Annotated in this window: 19 protein-coding genes; 8 read left to right on the top strand and 11 right to left on the bottom strand. The window is 74.1% G+C overall.

Annotated features, from left to right (window positions below; translation table 11 throughout):
- The first annotated feature begins 106 nt into the window (after window positions 1-106).
- Complete coding sequence (locus BL253_RS03430; RefSeq protein WP_076813490.1) at window positions 107-721, top strand: hypothetical protein; 615 nt, start codon at window positions 107-109, stop codon at window positions 719-721.
- Window positions 722-850: 129 nt separating this feature from the next.
- On the top strand, window positions 851-3,805 hold the full coding sequence (locus tag BL253_RS03425) for a SpoIIE family protein phosphatase (RefSeq protein WP_076813488.1): 2,955 nt from the start codon (window positions 851-853) through the stop codon (window positions 3,803-3,805).
- Window positions 3,806-3,851: 46 nt separating this feature from the next.
- On the opposite strand, the gene BL253_RS03420 is transcribed toward BL253_RS03425, so the two are convergent.
- Both BL253_RS03420 and BL253_RS03415 read right to left on the bottom strand, forming a co-directional pair.
- Window positions 3,852-4,178, bottom strand: coding sequence for an uL14 family ribosomal protein (locus BL253_RS03420; protein ID WP_076813486.1), 327 nt, complete (start codon window positions 4,176-4,178; stop codon window positions 3,852-3,854).
- Window positions 4,179-4,613, bottom strand: coding sequence for a hypothetical protein (locus BL253_RS03415; RefSeq protein ID WP_076813485.1), 435 nt, complete (start codon window positions 4,611-4,613; stop codon window positions 4,179-4,181).
- A gap of 528 nt (window positions 4,614-5,141) precedes the next feature.
- Here BL253_RS03415 and BL253_RS03410 point away from each other — a divergent pair.
- Window positions 5,142-6,620, top strand: coding sequence for a pyridoxal phosphate-dependent decarboxylase family protein (locus BL253_RS03410; RefSeq protein WP_076813483.1), 1,479 nt, complete (start codon window positions 5,142-5,144; stop codon window positions 6,618-6,620).
- Window positions 6,621-7,094: 474 nt separating this feature from the next.
- The gene (locus BL253_RS03405; RefSeq protein ID WP_241834483.1) at window positions 7,095-7,421 is read left to right on the top strand and encodes an MDR/zinc-dependent alcohol dehydrogenase-like family protein; all 327 of its coding nucleotides are present in this window, start codon (window positions 7,095-7,097) and stop codon (window positions 7,419-7,421) included.
- A gap of 105 nt (window positions 7,422-7,526) precedes the next feature.
- Here BL253_RS03405 and BL253_RS43275 read toward each other — a convergent pair whose 3' ends face one another.
- Complete coding sequence (locus tag BL253_RS43275) at window positions 7,527-8,030, bottom strand: hypothetical protein (protein ID WP_076813481.1); 504 nt, start codon at window positions 8,028-8,030, stop codon at window positions 7,527-7,529.
- Between the two features lie 368 nt (window positions 8,031-8,398).
- Between BL253_RS43275 and BL253_RS45280 the strand changes: the two genes are divergently transcribed.
- Both BL253_RS45280 and BL253_RS03390 read left to right on the top strand, forming a co-directional pair.
- Window positions 8,399-8,596 carry a Tn3 family transposase gene (locus tag BL253_RS45280; RefSeq protein ID WP_076813480.1) on the top strand — a complete coding sequence of 66 codons (198 nt, stop codon included), beginning with the start codon at window positions 8,399-8,401 and terminating at the stop codon, window positions 8,594-8,596.
- On the top strand, window positions 8,593-9,453 hold the full coding sequence (locus tag BL253_RS03390) for a class I SAM-dependent methyltransferase (RefSeq protein WP_076813478.1): 861 nt from the start codon (window positions 8,593-8,595) through the stop codon (window positions 9,451-9,453). The genes BL253_RS45280 and BL253_RS03390 overlap by 4 nt, the downstream gene beginning before the upstream one ends.
- 166 nt (window positions 9,454-9,619) lie before the next feature.
- Here the strand turns inward: BL253_RS03390 and BL253_RS03385 are convergent, their stop codons facing one another.
- Both BL253_RS03385 and BL253_RS03380 read right to left on the bottom strand, forming a co-directional pair.
- Window positions 9,620-10,225 carry a GrpB family protein gene (locus BL253_RS03385; protein ID WP_076813477.1) on the bottom strand — a complete coding sequence of 202 codons (606 nt, stop codon included), beginning with the start codon at window positions 10,223-10,225 and terminating at the stop codon, window positions 9,620-9,622.
- 182 nt (window positions 10,226-10,407) lie between these two features.
- A complete protein-coding gene (locus BL253_RS03380) occupies window positions 10,408-11,235 on the bottom strand; it encodes a TetR/AcrR family transcriptional regulator (RefSeq protein WP_241834482.1) in 828 nt (275 codons plus the stop codon).
- A gap of 460 nt (window positions 11,236-11,695) precedes the next feature.
- On the opposite strand from BL253_RS03380, the gene BL253_RS03375 reads away from it, so the two are divergent.
- On the top strand, window positions 11,696-12,904 hold the full coding sequence (locus BL253_RS03375; RefSeq protein WP_076813737.1) for an ABC transporter ATP-binding protein: 1,209 nt from the start codon (window positions 11,696-11,698) through the stop codon (window positions 12,902-12,904).
- Window positions 12,901-13,758: an ABC transporter permease gene (locus BL253_RS03370; RefSeq protein WP_081437952.1), complete on the top strand. Its 858-nt coding sequence runs from the start codon at window positions 12,901-12,903 to the stop codon at window positions 13,756-13,758. Before BL253_RS03375 ends, BL253_RS03370 begins: the two co-directional genes overlap by 4 nt.
- Before the next feature lie 49 nt (window positions 13,759-13,807).
- Here BL253_RS03370 and BL253_RS03365 read toward each other — a convergent pair whose 3' ends face one another.
- From BL253_RS03365 to BL253_RS03340, 6 genes are all read right to left on the bottom strand, one after another.
- Window positions 13,808-16,831, bottom strand: coding sequence for a DEAD/DEAH box helicase (locus BL253_RS03365; protein WP_420801619.1), 3,024 nt, complete (start codon window positions 16,829-16,831; stop codon window positions 13,808-13,810).
- Between the two features lie 246 nt (window positions 16,832-17,077).
- Window positions 17,078-18,091 (bottom strand): twin-arginine translocase subunit TatC, encoded by a 1,014-nt coding sequence (gene tatC, locus BL253_RS03360; protein ID WP_076813732.1) that lies wholly within the window; start codon window positions 18,089-18,091, stop codon window positions 17,078-17,080.
- Between the two features lie 88 nt (window positions 18,092-18,179).
- Window positions 18,180-18,500: a Sec-independent protein translocase subunit TatA gene (gene tatA, locus BL253_RS03355; protein WP_076813475.1), complete on the bottom strand. Its 321-nt coding sequence runs from the start codon at window positions 18,498-18,500 to the stop codon at window positions 18,180-18,182.
- A 275-nt stretch (window positions 18,501-18,775) separates the two neighbouring features.
- Window positions 18,776-18,997 carry a hypothetical protein gene (locus BL253_RS03350; protein ID WP_076813473.1) on the bottom strand — a complete coding sequence of 74 codons (222 nt, stop codon included), beginning with the start codon at window positions 18,995-18,997 and terminating at the stop codon, window positions 18,776-18,778.
- Window positions 18,998-19,023: 26 nt separating this feature from the next.
- Window positions 19,024-21,261: a helix-turn-helix transcriptional regulator gene (locus BL253_RS45080; RefSeq protein WP_076813471.1), complete on the bottom strand. Its 2,238-nt coding sequence runs from the start codon at window positions 21,259-21,261 to the stop codon at window positions 19,024-19,026.
- A gap of 189 nt (window positions 21,262-21,450) precedes the next feature.
- Window positions 21,451-22,182, bottom strand: coding sequence for an FKBP-type peptidyl-prolyl cis-trans isomerase (locus BL253_RS03340; protein ID WP_076813470.1), 732 nt, complete (start codon window positions 22,180-22,182; stop codon window positions 21,451-21,453).
- Between the last annotated feature and the right edge of the window lie 271 nt (window positions 22,183-22,453).

The following is a 22,453-nucleotide window of genomic DNA, read 5'->3' as shown; positions in this document are numbered from 1 at the left end:
CGATGGCCACGCCGGCGGTCACGACACGAAGGCGACGCCCACGGCGCGGGCCACAGGATGCGCCGAGATCGTGCGCACGGCACGCCGAGCATGGTCGACTGGAGGTGTGGCCGAGCCCGACACACCCGTCCCGCCGCCCACGCGGTGCTCGCTGTGCGGCCACCCATGGTCGGCCCACTTCGGCGGCGGCCCGACGGCCGTGTGGGTGACCTGCTGCGCCCTCCCCGACCAGGCCGAACCCACCACCCCGGCCAGCCGCACGGCCACCACCGGCGGCGCCGTCGGCGATCCGGCCGGCGCCCGGACGGCCCGGAACGAGACGGACGGCCCGGAGCCAGAGCCGACCTGGCACGCGGCCACGGGCACCGCCCTGCCGGCGGTCACCGGCCTCGCGGGCCCGGCGCCCAGCTGCTACTGCCGGCGCGGCGTCGACGAGTTCCGCCACGAGGCCCTTCGCGAGGCCCGCGCCGCGGCCGGCCACCCACACCCACCAGCAGCGGGCGCCGACGAGACCAGCGGCGACGGGGACGGCACGAGGCCCGGGGCGCCCGCGGCGGGTCCGGCGGTGGTGGTGCTGTGCGTGACCTGCCGCGCCGCGCCCGCGCAGGACACCCAGTGCCATCCCTGCCGCCAGGCCCGCCAACGCGCCTCCCGGGCCCGCTTCGCCGCCCGTCACGCTCAGCTCACCCGCGCCACCCGCCACCGGACCGGCCGCGGATGACACCGGACAGACAGGAGCCACCCACGCCGGCGGGCGATCCCGCCCTCGTCAGGACGGACCGGCCGGCCTACTGTCGGGGGACGGGCCCCAACAGGGCCAGGACGGAAACGGCCAAGGTGGGGGACACGAGTGACCAGTGACACAGGCCCCTCTGGTGCACCCACGGCCACCACACCCACCCCCCAGATACACAAACCCGCGGCGCCCCGCGGCGAGCTCCTCGTCGACCTGTGCGTCGACGCCGACGCGCCCCGCGCCGTACCACGGTCACGCAGGCTCGTCTCGGCGACCCTGGCCGGCATCGAGCCACCACTGCGGGCGCTGCGCTCCGACGCGGCCCTGGTCGCCGGCGAGCTGCTGACCAACGCCCTGCTCCACGGCCAGCCCCCCGTCACCCTGCGCGTGTTCACCGGCGACAACGGCCTGCGCGTCGAGGTCGCCGACGCGAGCCCCGCCACACCCATCCGCGGCCGCGGCGCCAACTCCGAGTCACTCACCGGCCGCGGCATGACGATCGTGGACGGCATCGCGGCCCGCTGGGGCTGCTCCCCCGACGGCACGGGAAAAGTGGTCTGGGCCGAACTCGACGCCGCACCAGACACCACCCCCCCGCCGCACCACGGCCGCCAGCACCGGCGCACGCCCACCCGGACCGGTGAACACCCCGCCCCCGCGCCGCGAGAGCCAGAACCTGGCGAGCACACCGCGGGCGAGCAAACCGCACCAGCACCGCCAGCCCAGCCCCACCCAGCCGGCGACACGACCCCGCCCCGCTACCCGGTCAGCATCGAGGACGTCCCCACCGACCTGCTCCTGGCCACCAAGAACCACATCGACAACGTCGTCCGCGAGTTCATCCTCGCCTCCCACGGCGCCGCCAGCGGCGAGAGCGGCGCGCTCCCACCCCACCTCGCCGAACTGATCGCCGTCGTGACGACCCGCTTCGCCGGCCCCCGCGAGGCGATCCTCCAGCAGGTACGCGCAGCCGCGGCGGCCGGACAGCCACGGACCACCCTGTCCCTGTCCCTGCCCCTGACCGACGCGGACGCCGCCCAGGACTACCTCGACGGCCTCGACCAGGCCGACGCCTACGCCAGAGCCGCCCGCCTGCTCACCGTGGAGACACCACCCTCCCACTGGGCGATCCGACGCTGGTACCTCGGCTCACTCATCACCCAGCTGCGCGCCGCCGGCCGCGGCCAGCAACCACCCACCCCACCCAGCTTCGAGGAATACCTGCTCCAGGCCCTCGCGGAAGCCTCCACCGCCCGCCGCGCCGCCGAACGCGGCGCCCGCCTCCAGGCCGCGACAGCCGCGCTCGCCTCCACCACCCGGCCCGAACAGGTCGCCGAGGTCGTCCTCACCGAAGGCGTCGCGGCCCTCGGCGCGAGCGGCGGCAGCCTGCTCGTACCCCTCGACGGCGACCTGCTCGCCGTCCCCGGCGCCGTCGGCTACCCCGACGAACTGGTCACCCAGCTACGCGCCGAACGCCGCGACGCCGCGCTGCCAGCCGCCGAGGCGATCCGGGAGGGCCACGCCGTCTGGCTCGAGTCGGCCGCCGACGAACACACCCGCTACCCGCAGCTGCGCGACCTCGAGCCCGCAACGGTCTCCCTGTGCGCCCTGCCCCTCTCGGCCCGCGGGGAGGTACTCGGCGCACTGAGGTTCTCCTTCGACTACCCATGCCTGTTCGGACCCGAGGACCGCGACTTCGCCCACGCACTCGCCGCACAGACCGCCCTCGCCCTCGAACGAGCCAGGCTCATCGCCGCCGAGCGCCAGGCCCGCGAACGGGTCAGCTTCCTGGCCACAGCCACCGAACGGCTCACAGCCCGGCTCGACGAGGGCGAARCCCTCCGCCAGCTCGCCACCCTGCTCGCACCCGCGCTCGCCGGATACGCCGCCGTCTACCTGACAGAAAAAGACACCCAGCCGCGCCTGATAGCCGAAGCCGGGGACGCGGCCACCCTGGGCGCCCCCGAACCAGCCACACCCGAACCAGGCACCCCCGGCACCGACGACGGGCCCCCCCGAGAACCACTCGCGCCCGACCGGGTCGAGGCGATGCGGCTGGCGACCCGCCGCGGGCGGACCGTCGCCATCGCCGGCCCCGCCGCCCGCGGCCTGTCCTGGCCCGCCGCACCCACCGGCCCCGACCTCCCCGTGAACGAGCAGCAGCCCATCGTCGCGGCCCCGGAGTCCGGCGCCGTACTCGCCGTCCCGCTACGGCTGCGCTCCGAGACCGCCGGCGTACTCGGACTGTCCCGGCCCGCCGGCGCCGCCGCGTTCTCCGCCGACGAGCAGAGCCTCGTGCAGGACGTCGTCGACCGCGCCGCCGTCGCGCTCGTCCACGCCCGCCAGTACCAGCGCGAACGCGAGACCGCGCTGACACTGCAACGCAGCCTGCTGCCCCGCCGCATGCCCGAGATCGACGGCGTCACCTTCGCGTGGCGCTACCTGCCAGCCGGCGCCGGCTCCCTCGTCGGCGGCGACTGGTACGACGTCCTGACACTCGACGACGACACGATCGCCCTCGTCATCGGCGACGTCATGGGCCGAGGCATCCAGGCCGCCGCGACCATGGGACAGCTGCGCGCCAGCGCACGGGCCGGCACCTCGGCACACCTGCCCGCCGAGGCCGTCCTCCTCCAGCTCGACGCGGCCGTCAGCCGCCTCGAACAGGAACAGATCACCACCGTCGCGATGGCGGTACTCGACCCGGCGGCGGGCAAACTGCGCGTCGCCTCCGCCGGCCACCTGCCACCGCTCGTCGTACCGCCACACGGCGAACCGGAGTTCGTCGCCGTCGAACCCGGCCCACCACTCGGCGCCGGCATCACCGGCGGAACCTACGCCGAGACCGCCGTCCCGTTCGCCCCCGGCAGCATCCTGCTCCTCTACACCGACGGACTGGTCGAGGACCGCCACCGCCCCGTCGACGAGGGAATGGCGGTGCTGCGCTCCGTCGCCGCCGGCGCGTCCGGGCCCGAGGAGCTGTGCGAACGAGCACTCGCCGCGCTCGCCCGCGACAGCCACGACGACGACACCGCCCTGCTCGCCGTCTCCCTCACCGCCACCACCTGACCCCSCCGCCGCCGTAGCCACGGCCGGATGACGGACCGGCGCCGGATCACGGGCACGTCAGACCCGACCCCATCAACATGTCGATCTTGGAACAGTACGTCTCCCCGCTGACCAGCCAATGGCCGTCGACCAGCACCGCCATGCCATCCGTGGTGCTGGAGAACTCCCCGGTGGACGCGATCCCGGGCACCTTCTTGTCCGTGAACCTCAGCACGAAGCTGACGTTCACCCTCGTGGGAGAGACCTGTTTCATGGCACCGAAACCGATCGAGATCGTGCTGACCATCCCCGGGAACCGTTCGGCGACCTCGCGGCGGACCGGCAGAAGCTGCGCGGAGTCCTCCAGCGCCGTCTCCCACGTCTCGTCCGGCACCTACGGYGTGTGCGCCTTGTAGACCGTGTTGAACGCGGCCTTGATCTCGGCCACCGTCCGCGGATCCATCGTGCTCGGCTCGCGGACCAACTGGACGCCCTCGGCCACCCGCCTGATCTTCGCCCAGTCGAGTGGGACCACGTCCCGCGCGCTGACCATCAGCATCGGCCCGCCGTCCCCCACGCTCCAGAACAGCGTTCCCAGGGGCGTCTCACGACCACCCGAAGTGTCCGCCGGGAGCTCGCCGCTGGTCTGCACCGCGGGCTCACCACCCACGGCCGTCTCCGTCGAATCCGGAAGCCGCGCCCGAAGGCTGGCCACGGAGACGGTGCCCGGATACCAGTTGACCCCCACCTCCAGGCTGGACGCCTCACCGCCGTCCGACGGCCCGAAGGAGCTCGCGTACAGCCCCTGGGTGTCGAGGCCCACCGTCATGGCGAGGTTCCCTGTCCAACTCTGTACATAAGCTTCAACGCCCCTGTACAGGTTCGCGATGAGCGCCTGCCGCCGCCTTTGAGTCGAAGATTCCGACCTCTGGGGCGGCCTTTAGTCGATTTGGGTTTTGGGTTTGGTGGGGACTTGAATGATCACAAGATCAAATTGCGGGTTCACCGCTTGTCAACAGCGTTGATTATCTTGGTAGGGGACCGCGACAACGATCGACGGTGGGCCAGGGAAAGGCCGCGGTCCGCTCGGGTGCCCCGCAGATTGCCATCCGGCTTCCTCTCCTCCCCCTTCAGACCTCCTCGGCGGCCGGTGCCCCGCTCCCCTGGACCCGCCCCGCCTCGGTGTTTCCTCCCGGCGTCAAAGCTGCCGCCGGCCCATGTGTCCGGGCACACCCCTGCCACCGCCCCGCTCAGACCCCCCGCGGCCGGAGCACGCGACAGGATTGGACCGACAGCGCGGTCGTCGGACAGACGACAGGCGCTCACCGGGCAGCGGGCGAGCGGAAAGGATGACGCCGTGGATCGCGAGGACGACCTGGACGTGCTGCGGGCGGCCGCGGCGATGGCGATCGACTACGCGGCGACGGTCGACAGCCGGCCCGCCGCGCCGTCGCCGGAGGCCGTCGCCGGGCTCGCCGCTTTCGACGAGCCACTGCCCGAGGCCGGCCTGCCGGCGCAGGCGACACTGCGGCTCCTGCACGACGCCGGCAGCCCGGCGACGATGGCCTCGGCCGGCGGGCGCTACTTCGGCTTCGTCATCGGCGCGACGCTGCCGGCGGCCCTGGGCGCCTCCTGGCTCACCGACGCCTGGGATCAGAACGCCGCGCTCCCGGCGATGTCCCCGGTCGCCGCCAGGCTGCACGACGTGACCCGCGGCTGGCTGCTCGACCTGCTCGGCCTGCCCGCGGGCTGCGCGGTCACCTACGTCACCGGTGCCACGATGGCCAACGCCGCCTGCCTCGCCGCCGCCCGCGACGAACTGCTCACCCGCCTCGGCTGGGACTCCCAGGCCGACGGGCTGTTCGGCGCCCCCGCCTTCGACGTCGTCATCGGCGAGGGCGCGCACTCCACGGTGCGCAAGTCACTCGGCCTCGTCGGCCTCGGCCGCTCACGGGTACACGTCGTTCCCGCCGACGACCAGGGCCGGATGCGCGCCGACGCGCTGCCCGACGACCTCACCGGCCCGGTCCTCGTCTGCGCGCAGGCCGGTGAGGTCAACACCGGCGCCTTCGACCCGTTCGACGAGATCGCCGACTGGCTCGCCCGCCGCCCGGGACCCGCGCCGGGCTGGCTGCACGTCGACGGCGCCTTCGGCCTGTGGGCCCTCGCCGACCCGACCCGCCGTGACCGGCTCGCCGCCGGGCTCACCCGCGCCGACTCCTGGGCGACCGACGGCCACAAATGGCTCAACGTCACCTACGACTGCGGCCTCGCGTTCGTCCGCGACCCGGCCCCGCTGCGGCGCACCTTCACCGCCGCCGCCGGCTACACCCCCGCCGGCGACACGTTCGACGCGATGCACCACACGCCGCAGTCCTCGCAGCGGGCCCGCCAGATCGAGGTCTGGGCGGCCCTGCGCACCCTCGGCCGCGCCGGCGTCGCCGATCTCGTCGCCCGCGCCTGCGACGCCGCCGCCGAGATCGCCAGCCGGCTGGCGGACGGCGGCCTCACCGTCGTCAACGACGTCGTCCTCAACCAGGTCCTCGTCCGCCTCGAGGCACCGTCCGCGGGCCTCGCAGGCACTGGGGGCCGTAGGAACCTCGAAGCCTCCGGCGGCGACGAGCCGTCCGGCGAGGCGCTCACGCGGGCGCTCATCGCCGAGATCCAGGCCGACGGCCGGATCTGGTGCGGGCCGACCCTGTGGCACGGCCAGACCGCGATGCGCCTCAGCGTCTCCAGCTGGAAGACGGACTCCGACGACGCCGCCTTCGCCGCCGACGTCATCCTCACCTGCGCCGCCCGCGCCCAGGCCCGCCTCACCTCGGCCATCGACTAGGAGACTGCTGAACAAGTGGCGCCGACGGCCCGACTCATCCGGTTTTAGGCTCACATGTCGATCTGGGCAAACCGGGACGATCCCGGCGCGGTCTCGAGTTATTCAGCAGCCACCGTCTCCTAGTGGCTGATCTTCGATTGAAGCTCGCGATCCGGGTTGGCGGATATCAAGATCAAAAATGAGCGCCCGACTCGTCAACGGCGTTGATTATCTTGATACAGGCAGCGCGTCTCGCCAGCGCGCCAGCAGGCCGCGCGGGTCGAGGCGCGCCCACGGTCAGGCGCCGGCCGAGACCGGCATCCCCCGCGCACGGCATTCCACACGCCCACCACGCTCAGCGACCAGAGCCCAGGCCGTTCACCCGCCGGTAACCATGATCTGGTGGGATCGTCCGGCCCCTAGCGCCGACGATCCCACCAGATCATGAAACCCGGCCAGATCCCCATCCGGTGAACCCGGCCAGATCCCCATCCGGTGAGCGGTGACCGCGGGTACCTACCACCCTGGGCGGTCGAGAGCCCGGCGAAGGCGGGCACACTGGGCATCGTCGGGGTGTACCCGCCGACCGACCGGTTCTTCCCGGTCGGCACCGCGATGAACAAGAACCTCACCATCAACATGGGAAACGGCAACCATCCGCGGTACATCTCGAAGCTGCTGGCCATGGTGGAATCCCGGGTGGTGAACCCGGAGAAGCTGGTCACCCGGCACGAACCGATGCGGCACGTGCTCGCGGCCTACGAGGAGTTCGACCTGCGCCGCCCCGGCTGGCTCAAGGTCGCCCTCGACCCGGCCGCCTGACCCCGCATCTCATACGCACCACGGSCGCCCGGTCGGACTTGGAGCCCTATAGCAGAGCCGACAGTCTCGGGCCTCCTGCTGGTCGGGCCGCGCCCCGGCCGGCGCCTACCCGAGCAGCAGCACCGCAAGTAGAAGGGCATCGACAAGAGCTACGACCGGGACCGCGCCGATCCCCTCCCATAGCACCGCGCGTATCGCGTCTCGCGGCGTCGTTGCCAGCTGCGGCCGTGACCGCCTCTTCCCGACGAAGACCAGCTCGACCCGTTGCCCGACGTCGCGGTCGCCGATCACATGCAGCCAACGAGACCGTTGCTGCCCCCTGGGGGTCGTGAAGCCCACCCTCGCTGAACGTCGGACAACCCCCAACGACACGAACGACCAGCCTCGCGCGCTTTCCACCACACCCACGCGGCGCTCCCCCAGCCCCGCGCCCCGCGACCGGGTTCGGGCGCTGAGCCCCGCCATCAAGGCCACGTATGCCGACCCCACGAGCGCATACGCCGGAAGACACCACCCCGGCGCCGACAGCCCGGCCGCCGTGCCTGGTGCCATGGCAGGGACGACGCAGAGACCCGCCGTCACCAGCACGTACACGGTCGCCAGCAGCACCAATCCCGCATCCGACCGCCACCGCGACCGGCCGGCGGGACCAGATGACGCCACCCGGCCCGGCCTGCGTGCCGGTCTCGGGTCGTCATGCGCGACAACGTCAACGACATCGACGCCGCCAATCGCTGCCCGGGCCAGGATTGGCCCAGCCACCTGCTCCACGCATCCTCCATCGCCCGAGCCCCGATTCTCACCAGCCGCCGATTCTGCACATCCAACGCGGACCGGCGCGCAGCGCCTCGCGCGATGCGGCCGTTGGCCGACGGACATCAAGATCGAAAATCGGAGGCCGAACTCGTCAACAGCGTTGATTATCTTGATGTACGCGCAGTCGGGCACCCAGGCTTGGTCGGGTTTACATACGCGAATTGGGCAGGGTCGTCAGGACCGTGACGCTCCTTCGATACCTGTCCGAGACCGGGCTGCGCGACCAGATCACCGCGATCACCAACCGTACGGAGGCGTTCCACGGCTTCGCCGCGCATCACCCGGTTGGACCTGGCCCCCGGAGCGCTGTTTCCCACCGCGCCGGTGTGACGCCCCGGCGGCCTAGCCTGAACGCATGACTGATGCGGCGGGACAGTTCGAGCCGTCCGGGGTGTGGGCCACAGCCGTGGGCGTGGCCCGGGTGAGGGCGATGGAGACGGCACGCGAGCAGCCGCTGTTCCGGGACCCGCTGGCGCTGGCCTTCGCTACGGCCGGCGGGAGAGGCCCCGGGGCGCCGCCGCCCCCGCGCACGGACGAGGCGGCGCGGCGCCGCTGGCTCGGTGTGGCCATCTCGATCGTCATCCGGACGAAGTTCCTGGACGACTTACTGAACCGGGCGGTCGCCTCCGGCGTCCGGCAGGTCGTGCTGCTCGGAGCCGGGATGGACAGCAGGGCCTTCCGGATGGACTGGCCCGCAGGGACCCGGCTGTTCGAGGTCGACACGGCCGAACCGCTGGGCTTCAAGGCCTCGGTGCTGCGTCAGGAGCGGGCCGTTCCGCGCTGCGAGCGGATCACCGTCCCGGCCGACCTGCGCGAGGACTGGCCCGGCGCCCTGGCCGCAGCCGGACATGATCCGGCGCAGCCGACGGTGTGGATCGCCGAGGGACTGCTGATCTATCTGCCCGAGGACGCGGTGCAGTCGCTGCTCGAACGGGTCGGCGCGCTGTCCGCCGCAGGCAGCAGGATGGGCCTGACACTGGGCCCGCGCGGTGTGGTCGAACGCTTCCGCGGGGACGCCGCTCCGGGATCGGCAGCGTCGATGTGGGTCTCGGAGATGCCGGAGGATCCGGTCGGCTGGCTGGACGGTCTCGGCTGGGAAGCGGAGACCTTCACCCTGCGTGAGCGCGCCGAGGCCTACGGCCGTCCAGTGCTCACCCCGTCGCAGCAGGACGAGGGCTCCGGCGGACTGGTCTCGGCGGTGCGCGCGGCGCACTGAGTACGACGAAGGCCGGCCTTCGACTGTCCGTCCCTAGCCCCTGCGGTCCGCTAGGCCGGCAGGGACGGACACGCCCAGGGCGAGGAACGGCCTGCCGTTTTCAGGGCGCCGGGTGGCGCGGGTGGAGATCTTCTCGGAGAGGATCCGGGTGACCCCGGCCTCGGCATCAGCCGCGGGGAGCGGGCACGGTCCAGCCGGTGGTGGTGGCCCAGGGGCGGGCGCGGGTGGTGATCTCCTGGATGATGTCGCTCTTGGCCTCGGCGTAGTGCTGCATGCTCGGCCAGTCGAGCGCCGCGAGGGCCCTCTTGGCGGCCTCGTAGGCGGCGCGGTCGGCGGCGTCGTGGCGCAGCCAGTCGCGGAACAGCAGGTGGCGGTGCTCCCAGTCGCTGCCCGCCTCGCAGACGTGGATGTGGACGTCCTGTTCGGCGGTCCGGAACATCCAGTGTTCGCCGTGCTCCCGTACCCGCACCACGTAGCCGACGCGCAGCAGCGGGCCCTCGAAGCACGCCGAGTCGGTCATGTCGGCGACGCTGACCTGGATGTCGATGATCGGTTTCGCGGCGAGTCCCTGCACCGACGTGGAGCCGATATGCTCGACGCGGACGGCGGCCTCGCCGAGTGCCCCGACGATCCGCGCCTGTTCGTGCGCGAACCGGGTGACCCATTCGGGGCGGTAGGCGGCGATCACGATCGGCCGCTTCTCGAGCCCACCGACGAAGATCTCCTCGCGCGGCGTCACGGCCGCCGGGTCAACGCTCGCCACCACAACCATCCCGCACGTCCCCTCGGTACGGCGCGAATCACCCGACTCCGGGTCATCCCGGACCATCTCCCCCGCCACCGGCCCATTCTGCGCCGGACCGCAGGTCTGCGGGCCGTCGGAACAACGACACCCCCGCCTGAGCCCACATCAGGACCGCCCTCGGACCACGTCCAGACACGCCGCCGGACCGCCTAGCGCGCCGCGCGGGAGCGCAGCAGGACGTCGAGTCCGTCGAGCATGCGCGCGAGGCCGAAGTGGAATTCGGCGTGCAGCTCGTCGGCGACGCCCTCCGGCGGGACCGGCGGGTCGATCTCGCCGGAGACGGCGAGCGCGTGCAGCGCGGGGAACCGCGCCGGGTCGAGCAGCCGGGCCAGTGTCGCGCCATAGTCGCCGTCGTCGGGCTCGTACGTGCCAGCACCGGCGGCGGCCGCGATGTCGCTCGTCAGCTGTGCGGACGACATCGCGTAGCGGGACAGCATCAGGATCACCGAGAGCTTCTCCTGGCCGGTCAGTGCCACGCCGGCGAGCGGCGACACGCCGCGGTCCATCCACGCCAGCTGGCTGGGCATGTTCGGCGCGCCGCCGATCCCGATCCGGGTGATCCAGGGGTGCGCCAGCGCCCGGTCGTACATGCCCCTGGTCCAGGCGTCGAGCCCCGCCCGCCAGCCGCCGGCGGGGTCCACGGCCAGCGTCTCCGGCGGCGGGCCGACGGCCGCGTTGAGCATGAGCAGCAGCAGGTCGTCCTTGCTGGCGACGTGTCGGTAGAGCGACATCGTCGTGAAGCCGAGCCTTTCGGCGACCCGGGCCATCGAGAGCCCGTCGAGCCCCTCCTCGTCCGCGAGCGCGATCGCCGCCTCGACGACGCTGTCCAGCCGCAGCACGGATCGCGGACCGCGCCGCGGCCGCGCGGGGGCACCCCACATCAGCTCGAACGCGCCCGGCGGGCCCCCGGCCGCCGCGCCGCGCCGCTCGCCACCACGGACGCCGCGGGCCCCGCCGCCGTCGGTCTCCGTCGTCATCCCACCGCCTCGTTGTCGCTCGCTCGCCGGTCCTCCCACGCGCCGCGCCGGGCACGGAAAGGGGCACGTCTCGAGTGTCGCCCCCTGGACAGCCAGCCACCGAGATGCCCCGCCACCACTCGTTGACCACCTTCCGACAACTGTGTATAACGTACATCTTGTGTACGGCATAAACAGTTACTGCTGGACCGGCACGGGAGGTGGGCGTAGCCCCACCCCGGACAGGGTTCCAGGACCCGTGTCCGGATCACGGCACTCCGCCACGATGATCCGACCGGCCTCGACCGGCCTCGACCGGCGTGCCTCGCGGCCACGCGCCACCCGGCGCCACGCGCCACCCGGCGCCACGCGCCAGGCCGCTCCGCCGAGATCCGCTCCGCCAAGCCCCGCCCAGCCCCGCCGAACGCCCGGCCAGAACAGGCCGGATCAGCGCGGGAACCCGACCAGGAAGGTCATGACCATGCCGACCACCACGGACGCCGGCATGGACGCCGGCCGCGAGCCGCTGGCGTCCCCGCTCCCACCGCCGTCCCCGGAGCCTCGCCCCCCGGTGGAAGCCGTCGGCCCGGCCATCCGGGTGCGTGGCCTGCGCAAGGCGTTCGGCGACGTCACCGTGCTTGACGGGGTCGACCTGGACGTCGCCGCGGGCCACGTCCACGCGCTGCTCGGGCCGAACGGCGCCGGCAAGACGACGCTGGTGCGGATCCTCGCGACGTTGCTGCGCGCCGACGCCGGCGAGGCGACCGTCGCCGGCCACGATCTGGCGCGCGCGCCGGGCCGGGTCCGCGAGGTGATCAGCCTGACCGGCCAGCACGCCGCCGTCGACGAGCTGCTCACCGGCGAGGAGAACCTCTGGCTCGCGGCGCGGCTGTTCCGGCTGCCGCGGGCCGTGGCGCGCCGCCGGGTCGCGCAGCTCGTCGAGTCGTTCGACCTGGCCGGGTTCTCCCGCCGGCTGGTGAAGACCTACTCCGGTGGCCAGCGCCGCCGCCTCGACCTCGCCGTCGGCCTGGTCAGCGACCCGGAGGTCATCTTCCTGGACGAGCCGACGACGGGCCTGGACCCGCGCAGCCGCCAGGGGGTGTGGGACGTCATCGCGCGGCTCGCGGACGGCGGCGCGACGGTGCTGCTGACGACCCAGTACCTGGAGGAGGCCGACCAGCTCGCCGACCTCGTCTCGGTCCTCGACGGGGGCCGGATCGTCGCCGAGGGCACCCCGGCGGCTCTCAAGGCCCGGCTGGGCGCCGAGCGCGCCGAGCTGACCTTCCCCGACGACGCGACCTACGCCCGCGCCGTCGCCACCCTGCGCGCCGCCGTGCCCACCCAGCCCACGCCTGCCCCGCCAGCCATCCCACCGTCGCCAGCCACGGCGGCGTCGCCCCCGGCGCCGGACGCCGACGGCACCGCGGCCACCGAGGCGGGCCTCGCGCCCGCCGCCAGTCCCGGTGCCGGCGATGTCACCGCCGCCGGCGCCGGTGGCGTCGACGCGGACCCGGTGGCCCGCCGCGTCGGCGTGCCCACCGACGGCACCGCGGCCGCGCTGCGCCGGCTGCTCGACGACCTCGACGGCCGCGGCATCGAGGTCGCGCGCGTCGAGCTGAGGGTCCCCACCCTCGACGACGTCTTCCTCGCCCTCACCGCCGGCTCCGCCTCCCGGAAGGAATCCCGATGACCACCGCCGCCGCCCCGTCCGGGGCCCCTGCCGGGCCGGCGAAGCCGATCGGGGAGGCCGGCCGCCCGCCCGTCGCCGCCAGGCGCGCCCGTTCCGGCGGCGGCACCCCCGCGATGATCGGCCGCAGCCTGCGCCGGCTGCCGCGCCAGCCCGACACGGTGATCATCTCCGTGGCGCTGCCGGTGATGCTCCTGCTGCTGTTCGTCTACGTGTTCGGCGGCGCGCTCGACGCCGCCGGCGGCCGGACCGCGTACCTGACCTACGTCGTGCCCGGGATCATCGTGCTGGCGTCGGGATGGGGCGCGGCGTCCACGGCGGTCGCCGTCGCCGCCGACATGACGAACGGGATCATCGACCGGTTCCGGTCGATGCCGGTCCGCGCCCCGGCGGTGCTCACCGGCCACGTCGCCGCGAGCCTGGCCGCGAACGCCGTCGCGACCGCCCTGGTCATCGGCATCGCGCTGGGCCTCGGCTTCCGCCCCGACGCCGGTGTCGGGGGCTGGTTCGCCGCGATCGGGGTCGTCGCGTTCTACGTGCTGGCGATCACCTGGGTGTCGGTCGCGCTCGGCCTGCTCGCCGGCAGCCCGGACGCCGCGAACGGGATGACGTTCTTCATCCTGTTCCTGCCCTACGTCAGCAGCGGCTTCGTCGCGACCGACACGATGCCCGGCGCGCTGCGGGCGTTCGCCGACCACCAGCCGCTCACCCCGGTGATCGACACCGTCCGCGGCCTGCTCGTCGGCGGCGGCGCCGACGGCTCGGACCTGGCCGCCGCCCTGGTCTGGTGCGCCGGCATCCTGCTCGTCGGCTACACCGCCTCCGCCGTCATCTACCGCCGCCGCTCCGCCCGCTGACGGCTCGGCTGGGCGGGAGGCGCGCGGCGCGCGTCCCACCCAGCCAGGTTCAGACGGTCATCGAGTAGGCGATGACACCGCGGCGCAGGGCGTCCATGGCCTCGCGGGCGGTGGAGCGCAGGGGGGAGCCGGCGCCGGCCGTCTGCGCGATCTGGTCGAGCAGGTCCAGTAGCTGGCGCATCCAGCGGACGAAGTCGCCGGCGGTCAGCTCGGTCGCGTCCTCGCCCAGGATCCGTTCCAGCGACCGGCCCGACGCCCAGCCGTAGGCCGCGGTGACGAAGCCGAGCTCCGGCGGGCGCAGGAACTCCAGGCCATGCTCCTGTTCGACACCGGACAGCTCGACGTAGATCCGGTGGGTGGCGCCGAGCGCCGTCCGCAGGTCCTCGTCGCCGGGCATGGCCGGCATCGCCAGGTCGTCGCCGCGCGGCTCGAACACCAGCGCCGACACCGCGGCGGCCAGCGCCGCCGGGGTGAGCGGATCCCACACGCCCCGGTCGAGGCAGACCGCGACCATCAGGTCCTGCTCGGTGTAGATCCGGGCGAGGCGCGCGCCCTTCGGGGTGACCGTGTCGCCGTCGAGGTAGCCGAGCTCGGTCAGCGCCGCGCGGACCCGGTCGAACGTGCGGGCGACCGTGTTCGTCCGGCCCTCGACCTTACGGGCCAGCGCCTCGGTCTCCCGGCGCAGCCGGGACGCCCGCTCGGCCTTGCGCAGGTGCTCCTCGCGGCGCGGGCAGTCGTGCACCGGGTGGGCGCGCAGGGCGCGGCGCAGCCGGGCGAGCTCGGCGTCGTCGGACGCGGCGGAGCGGGCCCGCTCCCGGCGGCCGGGCTCGGCGCGCAGCTCGGCGTGGTGCAGCGAGCTCGCCAGGTCGCGCCGGGAGCGGGCGTCACGGGGGTTGAACGTCCGCGGCACCCGCACCCGGCCGAGCGGTTCCACCGCGACCGGGAAGTCGATCAGGGAGAGCCGCCGGACCTGCCGGTCGGCGGTGAGCACCAGCGGGCGCGGCTCGTCGAGGGAACGCGGGTCGACCGCGACGTCGAGCACGACCGCGAGCCCCATCCGCCGCCCGGCCGGCACCCGGACCACGTCGCCGATGCGCAGCCGTGCCAGCGCCTCGGCGGCCTGCGCGCGGCCCTGCGCCGCGCCCTCGCGCGACAGCCGCTTCTCCCGCTCGCGGATGTCCCGGCGGATCTGGTCGTACTCGAGCGCCGATCCCCGGTCGCACTCGACCGCGGCGGTCAGCTCGTCGAGCGCCGCCTCGTTGCGCCGCACCTGCCGCGCGAGCCCGACGACCGCCCGGTCGGCCTGGAACTGGGCGAACGACGACTCCAGCACCGTGCGGGCCCGCTCGCCGCCGAGCCGGCCGACGAGGTTGACGGCCATGTTGTAGGACGGGCGGAACGACGAGCGCAGCGGGTAGGTCCGGGTCGAGGCGAGACCGGCGACGGCCAGCGGGTCCAGCCCCGGCTGCCAGAGCACGACCGCGTGGCCCTCGATGTCGATGCCGCGCCGGCCGGCCCGGCCGGTGAGCTGGGTGTACTCGCCGGGGGTGATGTCGGCGCGGGTCTGGCCGTTGAACTTCGAGAGCCGCTCCAGGACGACGGTGCGCGCCGGCATGTTGATGCCGAGCGCGAGCGTCTCCGTCGCGAACACGGCGCGGACCAGGCCCCGCACGAACAGCTCCTCGACGACCTCCTTGAACACCGGCAGCATCCCGGCGTGGTGCGCGGCCAGGCCCCGCTCCAGCCCGTCGAGCCACTCCCAGTAGCCCAGGACGCGCAGGTCGCCGTCGGGGATCCCGGCGGTGCGGGCCCGCACGTGGGCGCGGATCTCGGCGGACTGCTCCGACGTCGTCAGCCGCAGCCCGGCGGCCGCGCAGGCCGCCACCGCGGCGTCGCACCCGACCCGGCTGAACACGAACGTGATCGCCGGCAGCAGGCCGTCGCGGTCGAGCCGCTCGATCACCTGCGGGCGGCTCGGCACCCAGGGCCGCCGCCGCGGCCGCCCGGCGGGGCCAGCCCCCGACCGCCCGGAGCGCGACCAGTCGGGCCCCGAGCTCTCCAGCCGGGCCAGCCGCAGCAGCTCGGGGTTCACCGGCCGGCCGTCCGAGGCGACCGCCCCGGCGGCCCGCTCCCCCGCGCCGTTCCGGTCGTCGCCGGCCCCGGCCCCGGCCGCGCGCTCGTCGCGGCCGGGCGGACCGTCATGGCGGCTGTCACGGCCGCCCCGGCCCGGGCGGGCGGGCCCGGCGTCGCGGGCCGCGCGGCTCTGGCGTCCTGGGGCGCCGGCGCGGCCGGGCCGCTCGCCACGCGCACCGTCGCGGGCCCGCTCCCGGCCGGAGGCGGCGCCGGGGCCCGGACCGGAGGGCGGCCCCGCGGGCTTGAGCGCGCGCGGGCCGCCGTAGACGTCACCGAGCGGGGCGGTGTCCTCGACGAACAGGTCGTAGAGCGCGCGGTCGGCCAGGACGTGCTGCCACAGCGGCACCGGCCGGTGCTCGGAGACGATCACCCGGGTGTGGCCGCGGACGGTGACCAGCCACTGGGCGAACTCCTCGGCGTTGCTCRCCGTCGCAGACAGCGACACCAGCTGGACGTGCGCCGGCAGGTGGATGATCACCTCTTCCCAGACGGCGCCGCGCTGCCGGTCGGCGAGGTAGTGGACCTCGTCCATGACCACGTAGGCGAGGTCGTCGAAGCGGTGGCTGCCCTCCGGGGAGGCGTAGAGCATGTTGCGCAGCACCTCGGTGGTCATGACCACCACCGGGGCGTCGCCGTTGCGGGAGGTGTCGCCGGTGAGCAGGCCGACGTTGGCCGCGCCGTGGGCGGCGACCAGGTCGGCGTACTTCTGGTTCGACAGCGCCTTGATCGGCGTGGTGTAGAAGCAGCGCCGCCCGCCGCGCAGCGCGAGGAACGCGGCGAACTCGCCGACGATGGTCTTGCCGGCGCCGGTCGGCGCGGCGACGAGCACCCCCTCGCCGGCGGCGAGGGCCTCGCAGCCCTCGACCTGGAAGGGGTCGAGCCCGAACGGGTAGCGGGCCGCGAACTGCGCCAGCGCCACCGCCGGGTCGGCGACGGCCACCCCGGGGGGCTTCTCCTCGGCCTCCGCCTCGAGCTCCAGCGCGAGCTCGGCGTCCAGCTCGGCCGTCAGTTCGTCGCCGTCCGCCCCCGTGGCGGCGTCGACTTCCTCACCCGGCTCGGGTGGCTGGGAGGTCACGCCTTCAGGTTACGGGACCGCGCCGACAGGCCCGCCCGGGCGCCGGGCGGTGTCGCCCGGGCGGGTGGGCGGGGCGGCGGATCGAGGTGGGGCCGGGGCCCGCCGGACCGCTCAGGTGGCGTCGCCGGCCGAGTCGGCCGGTCCGCCGGCCTGCGCGAGCGCGGCGAGCTCCTTGCGGGCCTTGCGGCCGGCCCGGCCGTCCTGCTGGGCCTGCGCGGTCAGAGCCGCCATCCGCCGCGCCTCGCCGGAGTCGTCGAACCCCAGCGGCGAGGCCGCGTCGTCGTCGAGGTCCGAGTAGACGGACGTGTCACCGCGCAGCTTCTTGCGGCGGTCGTTGAGCCAGCCGATGAACAGCGCGACCTCGTACAGGATGATCATGGGCATGCCGAGCGCCAGCATCGTGAACGGGTCCTGGCTCGGCGTCACGATCGCGGCGAACACGAACGTCAGGAAGATCTCGGCCCGCCGCCATGACCGCAGCCGCTTGGTGGTGACCAGCCCGGCCAGGTTGAGCAGGCAGATCAGCAGCGGGACCTCGAACGAGATGCCGAAGATGAGCAGCATCGCGATCACGTAGCTGAGGTACTTCTCCGCGGACAGGAGGCTGACCAGGTGCTCGCCGCCGAAGCCGAGCAGCAGCCTGAGCCCGGTCTCCAGCGTCAGGTACGCGAACACCCCGCCGACCGCGAACAGCACCAGCGAGACCGACACGAAGGTCAGCGACCAGCGCCGCTCGTGCTGGTGCAGGCCCGGCGTGATGAACGACCAGAGCTGGTAGAGCCAGACCGGCGCGGACAGCACCGCTGCCGCGATCGCGGCCACCTTCAGCTCGATCATGAAGGCACCGGTGATGTCGAAGAAGTACAGCTGGCAGTTCGCGCCGGCCTGCTGCGCGCGCAGCTTCGCCGGGAGGTCGCAGTAGGGCCCCGTCAGGAAGTGCATGATCGAGTTCTTGAAGACGAAGGCCACGACCAGGGCGGCGAGGAACGCCAGCACCGACTTGAACAGCCGGTTGCGCAGCTCGCGCAGGTGCTCGGTCAGCGGCATGCGGCTGTCCTCCACCGTGCGCGTGCGCCGGTGGTTGACAGACGTGGCGAGGCGCCGCGGCGAGGGGATGCCAGGCACGTTCGGGCCGCTCCTGCTCACTGGGTCGGGGACGTGGGTCCACGGGATACCGCCGGCCCGGGTCTCGTGCCGTTGCGGCACGCGAGGGTCAGTGCTGCTGCTGGGCCTCGACCGGGCCGACACCGTTGGACGACGGGGCCGTCGCGGCGTCGCGCTCGAGCTCCGCGACCCGCTTGCGCAGCGCGTCGACCTCGGACGACTCCAGCTCCGCCGCCGGGGTGGCGATCGGCTTCGGTGACGGCGCCGGGGTCGGGGTCGCGTCGTCCTCGCGCAGGCCCTTCGTCTCCGCCTTGAAGATCCGCAGGGAGCGCCCGAGTGACCGCGACGCCTCGGGCAGCTTCTTCGCCCCGAACAGGACCAGAACGACGATCGCGATAATGATGATCTCGGTCGTACCCAGGTTCGGCATGGCTGACGTCCTCCGGTGTCCGATGACCGGTACGGCGACCGGTGCGAGCCTGATGTTACGACGAGAGCATAGGTCGGAACAGACAACAGCCAGGTAACCCACAGATGACGGAATGAGCCTGGAAACCGTTTACCTGCGTCTTCCGGCCGATGAAGCCAGCCGATCAGCTCCTGTGTCACTGTCCTGCCTGGTCAGGCCACATAGCGTCATCCGCGGAAATTTACGGCCAGAGCGGCGAAATGACCGCCGCGGATCACCGGGCGCGGACCGGCCGGTCAGCCCGCCGTGGATCGCTCGGCGAGCCGGGCCGAGACCTCGGCGGTGTCGAGCCGGGCCGACAGGGCCGTGGTCTCGGCCGACAGGCCGGACACCCGCTCCTTCAGCTCGCCCGCCGTGGACCGCGCCACGCGGACCTTGCGCCACACGGCCAGGGCGCACAGCACGAGCAGCAGGAGCGACCCGACGATCAGCGCGACGTCGACCAGAACCCACGGCATGACCGATCACCCTACCCGCGCGCCGGTCAGGGCGAGGCCGTGTCGTCGTAGGCCGTGAGGGCCTTGGTCGCGGCGTCGTGGATCTCCGTGACGAGGGTCGGGGGGCCGATGACCCTGGCGTCGCCGCCGAGGCCGAGCAGCAGGCGGCGCAGCCACGCCGTCCCGGTGGCGTACAGGGTCATGCGCAGGCCGCCGCCCGGCAGCTCCGAGGTCGACTCGACGGGGTAGTGGTCGGCCGCCCAGCGGGCCGAGGCGGACAGGTCGACGACGGCCAGCAGGTCACCCGGGCCCGGGGTGAACACCCCGGCGCTGACGTCGCGGACCGCCGCGTCCGGCGGCGGGGCCGCCCGCTCGTCGAGCACCCGCACGCCCGCCGCGCCGCCGACGATGGAGTCCAGGCGGAACATCCGCACCGCCTCGGCACGGTGGCACCAGCCCTCCAGGTACCAGTGCCCGTCCATCGACAGCAGCCGCATCGGGTCGACGTCGCGCTCCGTGAGCTCGTCGCGCGACCAGACCAGGTAACGCAGGTGCACCCGGCGCCGCTCCCGCAGGGCCCGCTGCAGCACGGTCAGCACCTCGTTCGGCGGGTCGAGCTGGACGCCGACCCGCTCCGTCGGGCGGCTGCCGATCGCCTCCTCCACCCGCTCGACCRCCCGTTCCAGCGCCTCCCGGCCGGCGAGCCCCGGCAGGTCGGCGAGCGCCCGCGCGGCGACGACCAGGGCGGTCGCCTCGTCCACGGTCAGGCGCAGCGGCCGGTCCAGGGTCTGCGGGTCGACGACGGTGATCTGCCCGCCCTCGTAGCTGATGTCGATCAGGTCACCGGGCGCGCCCCCGGGCAGGCCACAGATGAACAGCAGGTCCAGGTCGTCGCGCAACTGGCGGGCGGTGATCCCGAACGCCGCGGCGGCGGCGTCGACGGAGATCCCCGGCCGGGCGCGCAGCCACGGCACCAGCGCCAGCAGGCGGGACAGCCGGTCCTCCGACGGCGCCTCACCCGCCGGCCGGCCCGCCACCGGCCCGTCGGCCCGCCGCCGCCCGCCGCCGTTGCCGCCCGCTTCCGCCAGCGCCACGGGGGCCGAGGAGCCGGCGCCGCCGGCCATGCCGGCGCCACCCTCCGGCGCGGCCGTCGGGAGGGAGGCCGAGGCCGCCGCGCCACCGGCGGCGGCGCGCAGCCGGCGGACGACCTCGGCGCGCACGTCCGGCGGGTCCAGGACGACGACGTCGGCGCCGTAGCCCGCCACCCAGCGGGCCATCCGCTCGACGTCGGCGAAGCCGATCCGCAGCACGTCCATGTCCGCGCCGACCCCGGGGCGCGCCTCGCCGGCCTCCCCCACCTGGGTGGGGACGCCGGCCGGGCCGGTGGTGCCGGCCGGGCCGGGCACCGCGGCGGGGCGGCCCCGGCGGCGCAGCGCGTGGCCGGCGCCGACCCGGACCGCGAGCGTCGCCGTGCGCACCCGGTCGGGGACGGACGACGACGACATCGTCACCATCGCCCGCAGGTCCACCCCCGGCGGCACCGCGACCGCGCCCGCGGGGCCCACCGGGCGCACCGGGCCGGTGACCCGGGACAGGCGGAACACGCGGGGCGCGCCGCGGCGACGGTCATGCCCGGCCAGGTACCAGCGGCCGCGCCAGGACAGCACACCCCACGGCTCGACGAGGCGTTCCGCCGGCTCCGCCTCTCCCGGTTTGCGGTACGGGAAGCGCACGGCGCGGCGCTCCTGGACGGCGGCCAGGCACGGCTCGAACGCCGCCTCGGCGGCGTCGACGCGCGGCTCGAGCCCGTCGAGGCCGAACAGCTCCGCCGGCCCCGGCGCCCCGGCCGCCCTGGCCGGGGCCTCACCGGGCGGGCCGGGGCCAAGCCCCGGGCTGGTCGCGGCGCCCCCCGCGGCGAGCTTGCGCAGCGCGCTCGCCGCGGGCGCCGCCAGCGACGCGGTCGACCACAGCCGGGTGGCGAGCGCCAGCGCCGCCGCCTCGTCCGGGGTCAGCCGGACCTCCGGCAGCGCGTAGTCGTCGCGGCGGATCCGGTACCCGACCTCGTCACCGTAGGAGTCGGACCCGGTCTCCAGCGGGATGCCCAGGTCGCGCAGGTACTGCTTGTCCCGCTCGAACATCCGCCGGAACGCCTCGTGCTCGTCGCCGTCATGGCCCGGCTCGTAGCCCTCGACCATGTCGCCGATCTCGGACACGGTCAGGAACCTCGACGTCGCCATCAGGCACATCGTCAGGTTGAGCAGCCGCTCCAGCCGTCGACGGGACACACCCGGTGAGGTTATCCGCCGTCAGGGCAACCGGGACGCCCGGCCGCACAGCAGTTCGACGCGCGCCCGCCACGGGCTCCCAGGGGTCCGTATTATGCCGCCTGTTGCGGCCCGCTGGGGGCCGCGATGGCCGGCCCATGGGTGCTGGTTGGCCGTCCGGCTGGAAACGTGGAAGGGCACCCGCGCCGGTCAGCTGCTGGCCGTGGGATCCGTGGGCGTGGCGGTCGGCGTGCCCGTCGCCGCGTCCGTCGGGGCGGCGGTCGCGCCCGCGGCCCCGGAGTCCGCCACGTCGAGCAGGTCGACGACGAACACGATCGTGTCGTCGACCTTGATCGGACCGCTGCCGCCCTGCGGGCCGTAACCCAGCGCGGGCGGGATGACGATCATCCGCCGGCCGCCCACGCGCATGCCCTCGACGCTGTCCTTGACGCTGCCGCCGATGCCCTGGGCGAAACCGGCGATGACGCCGGAGAGCGGGAACGTCGCCGGCTGGCCCTGGGTCCAGGAGGCGTCGAACTTCTCGCCGGTGTTCCACAGGACGCCCGTGTAGTTGACCGTCACGGTGCTGTCGATGCCCGCCGGGGCGCCCTGCCCGACGACCAGGTCCTTCACGGTCAGCGTCGTGGGCGGCAGGCCCGCGCCGGCACCGACGGCCGGCTCGACCGTCAGGTTCGTCGGGTTTCCCACGACTGGCAGCACGGTCGGCGCCTCGGTGACCGGCGCCTTCGTCGCCACCGGGGCCGCGGCGGTGCCGTCGGGGGCGGTACTCGCGTCGCACCCGGCGACGGCGGCGCCCAGCAGGGCCACCGCCACGGCGCAGCCGGCGACGGCCCGTCGACCGTGCCCCAGGCCGCGGGAACCAGCCGCGGCGGCCAGCGGCGCGAACGGACGGGTGGGCGCGGGGCGAGGACTCGTCGTCACGGGAGGGTGCGTCCTTACGGGGAGGCTGCGGATGATGTGGACGATCCGCCGGCGCGCCTCTCGGCGAGGCGTCGGGGGTGCCGACCAGATCCGGAGGCATCCTCGCAGAGCCCGAAATCCTTTCGCCACCACCGCCGGCACCCAATACCGCCAGGCCACCGCCCCCACAACGCTCCCCCGCCAGACCCCCGACCCCATCGCCCGTGGGACGACCGGCCAGGAAGCCCGAAACACGGGCAGCCGCCCACATCAGGCACGGCGAACGAGACCA

The organism is Pseudofrankia asymbiotica (assembly GCF_001983105.1).
Lineage (GTDB): Bacteria > Actinomycetota > Actinomycetes > Frankiales > Frankiaceae > Pseudofrankia > Pseudofrankia asymbiotica.
Note: the sequence above shows the minus strand (reverse complement) of the source record. Positions and strands in the feature narration are given on the sequence as shown.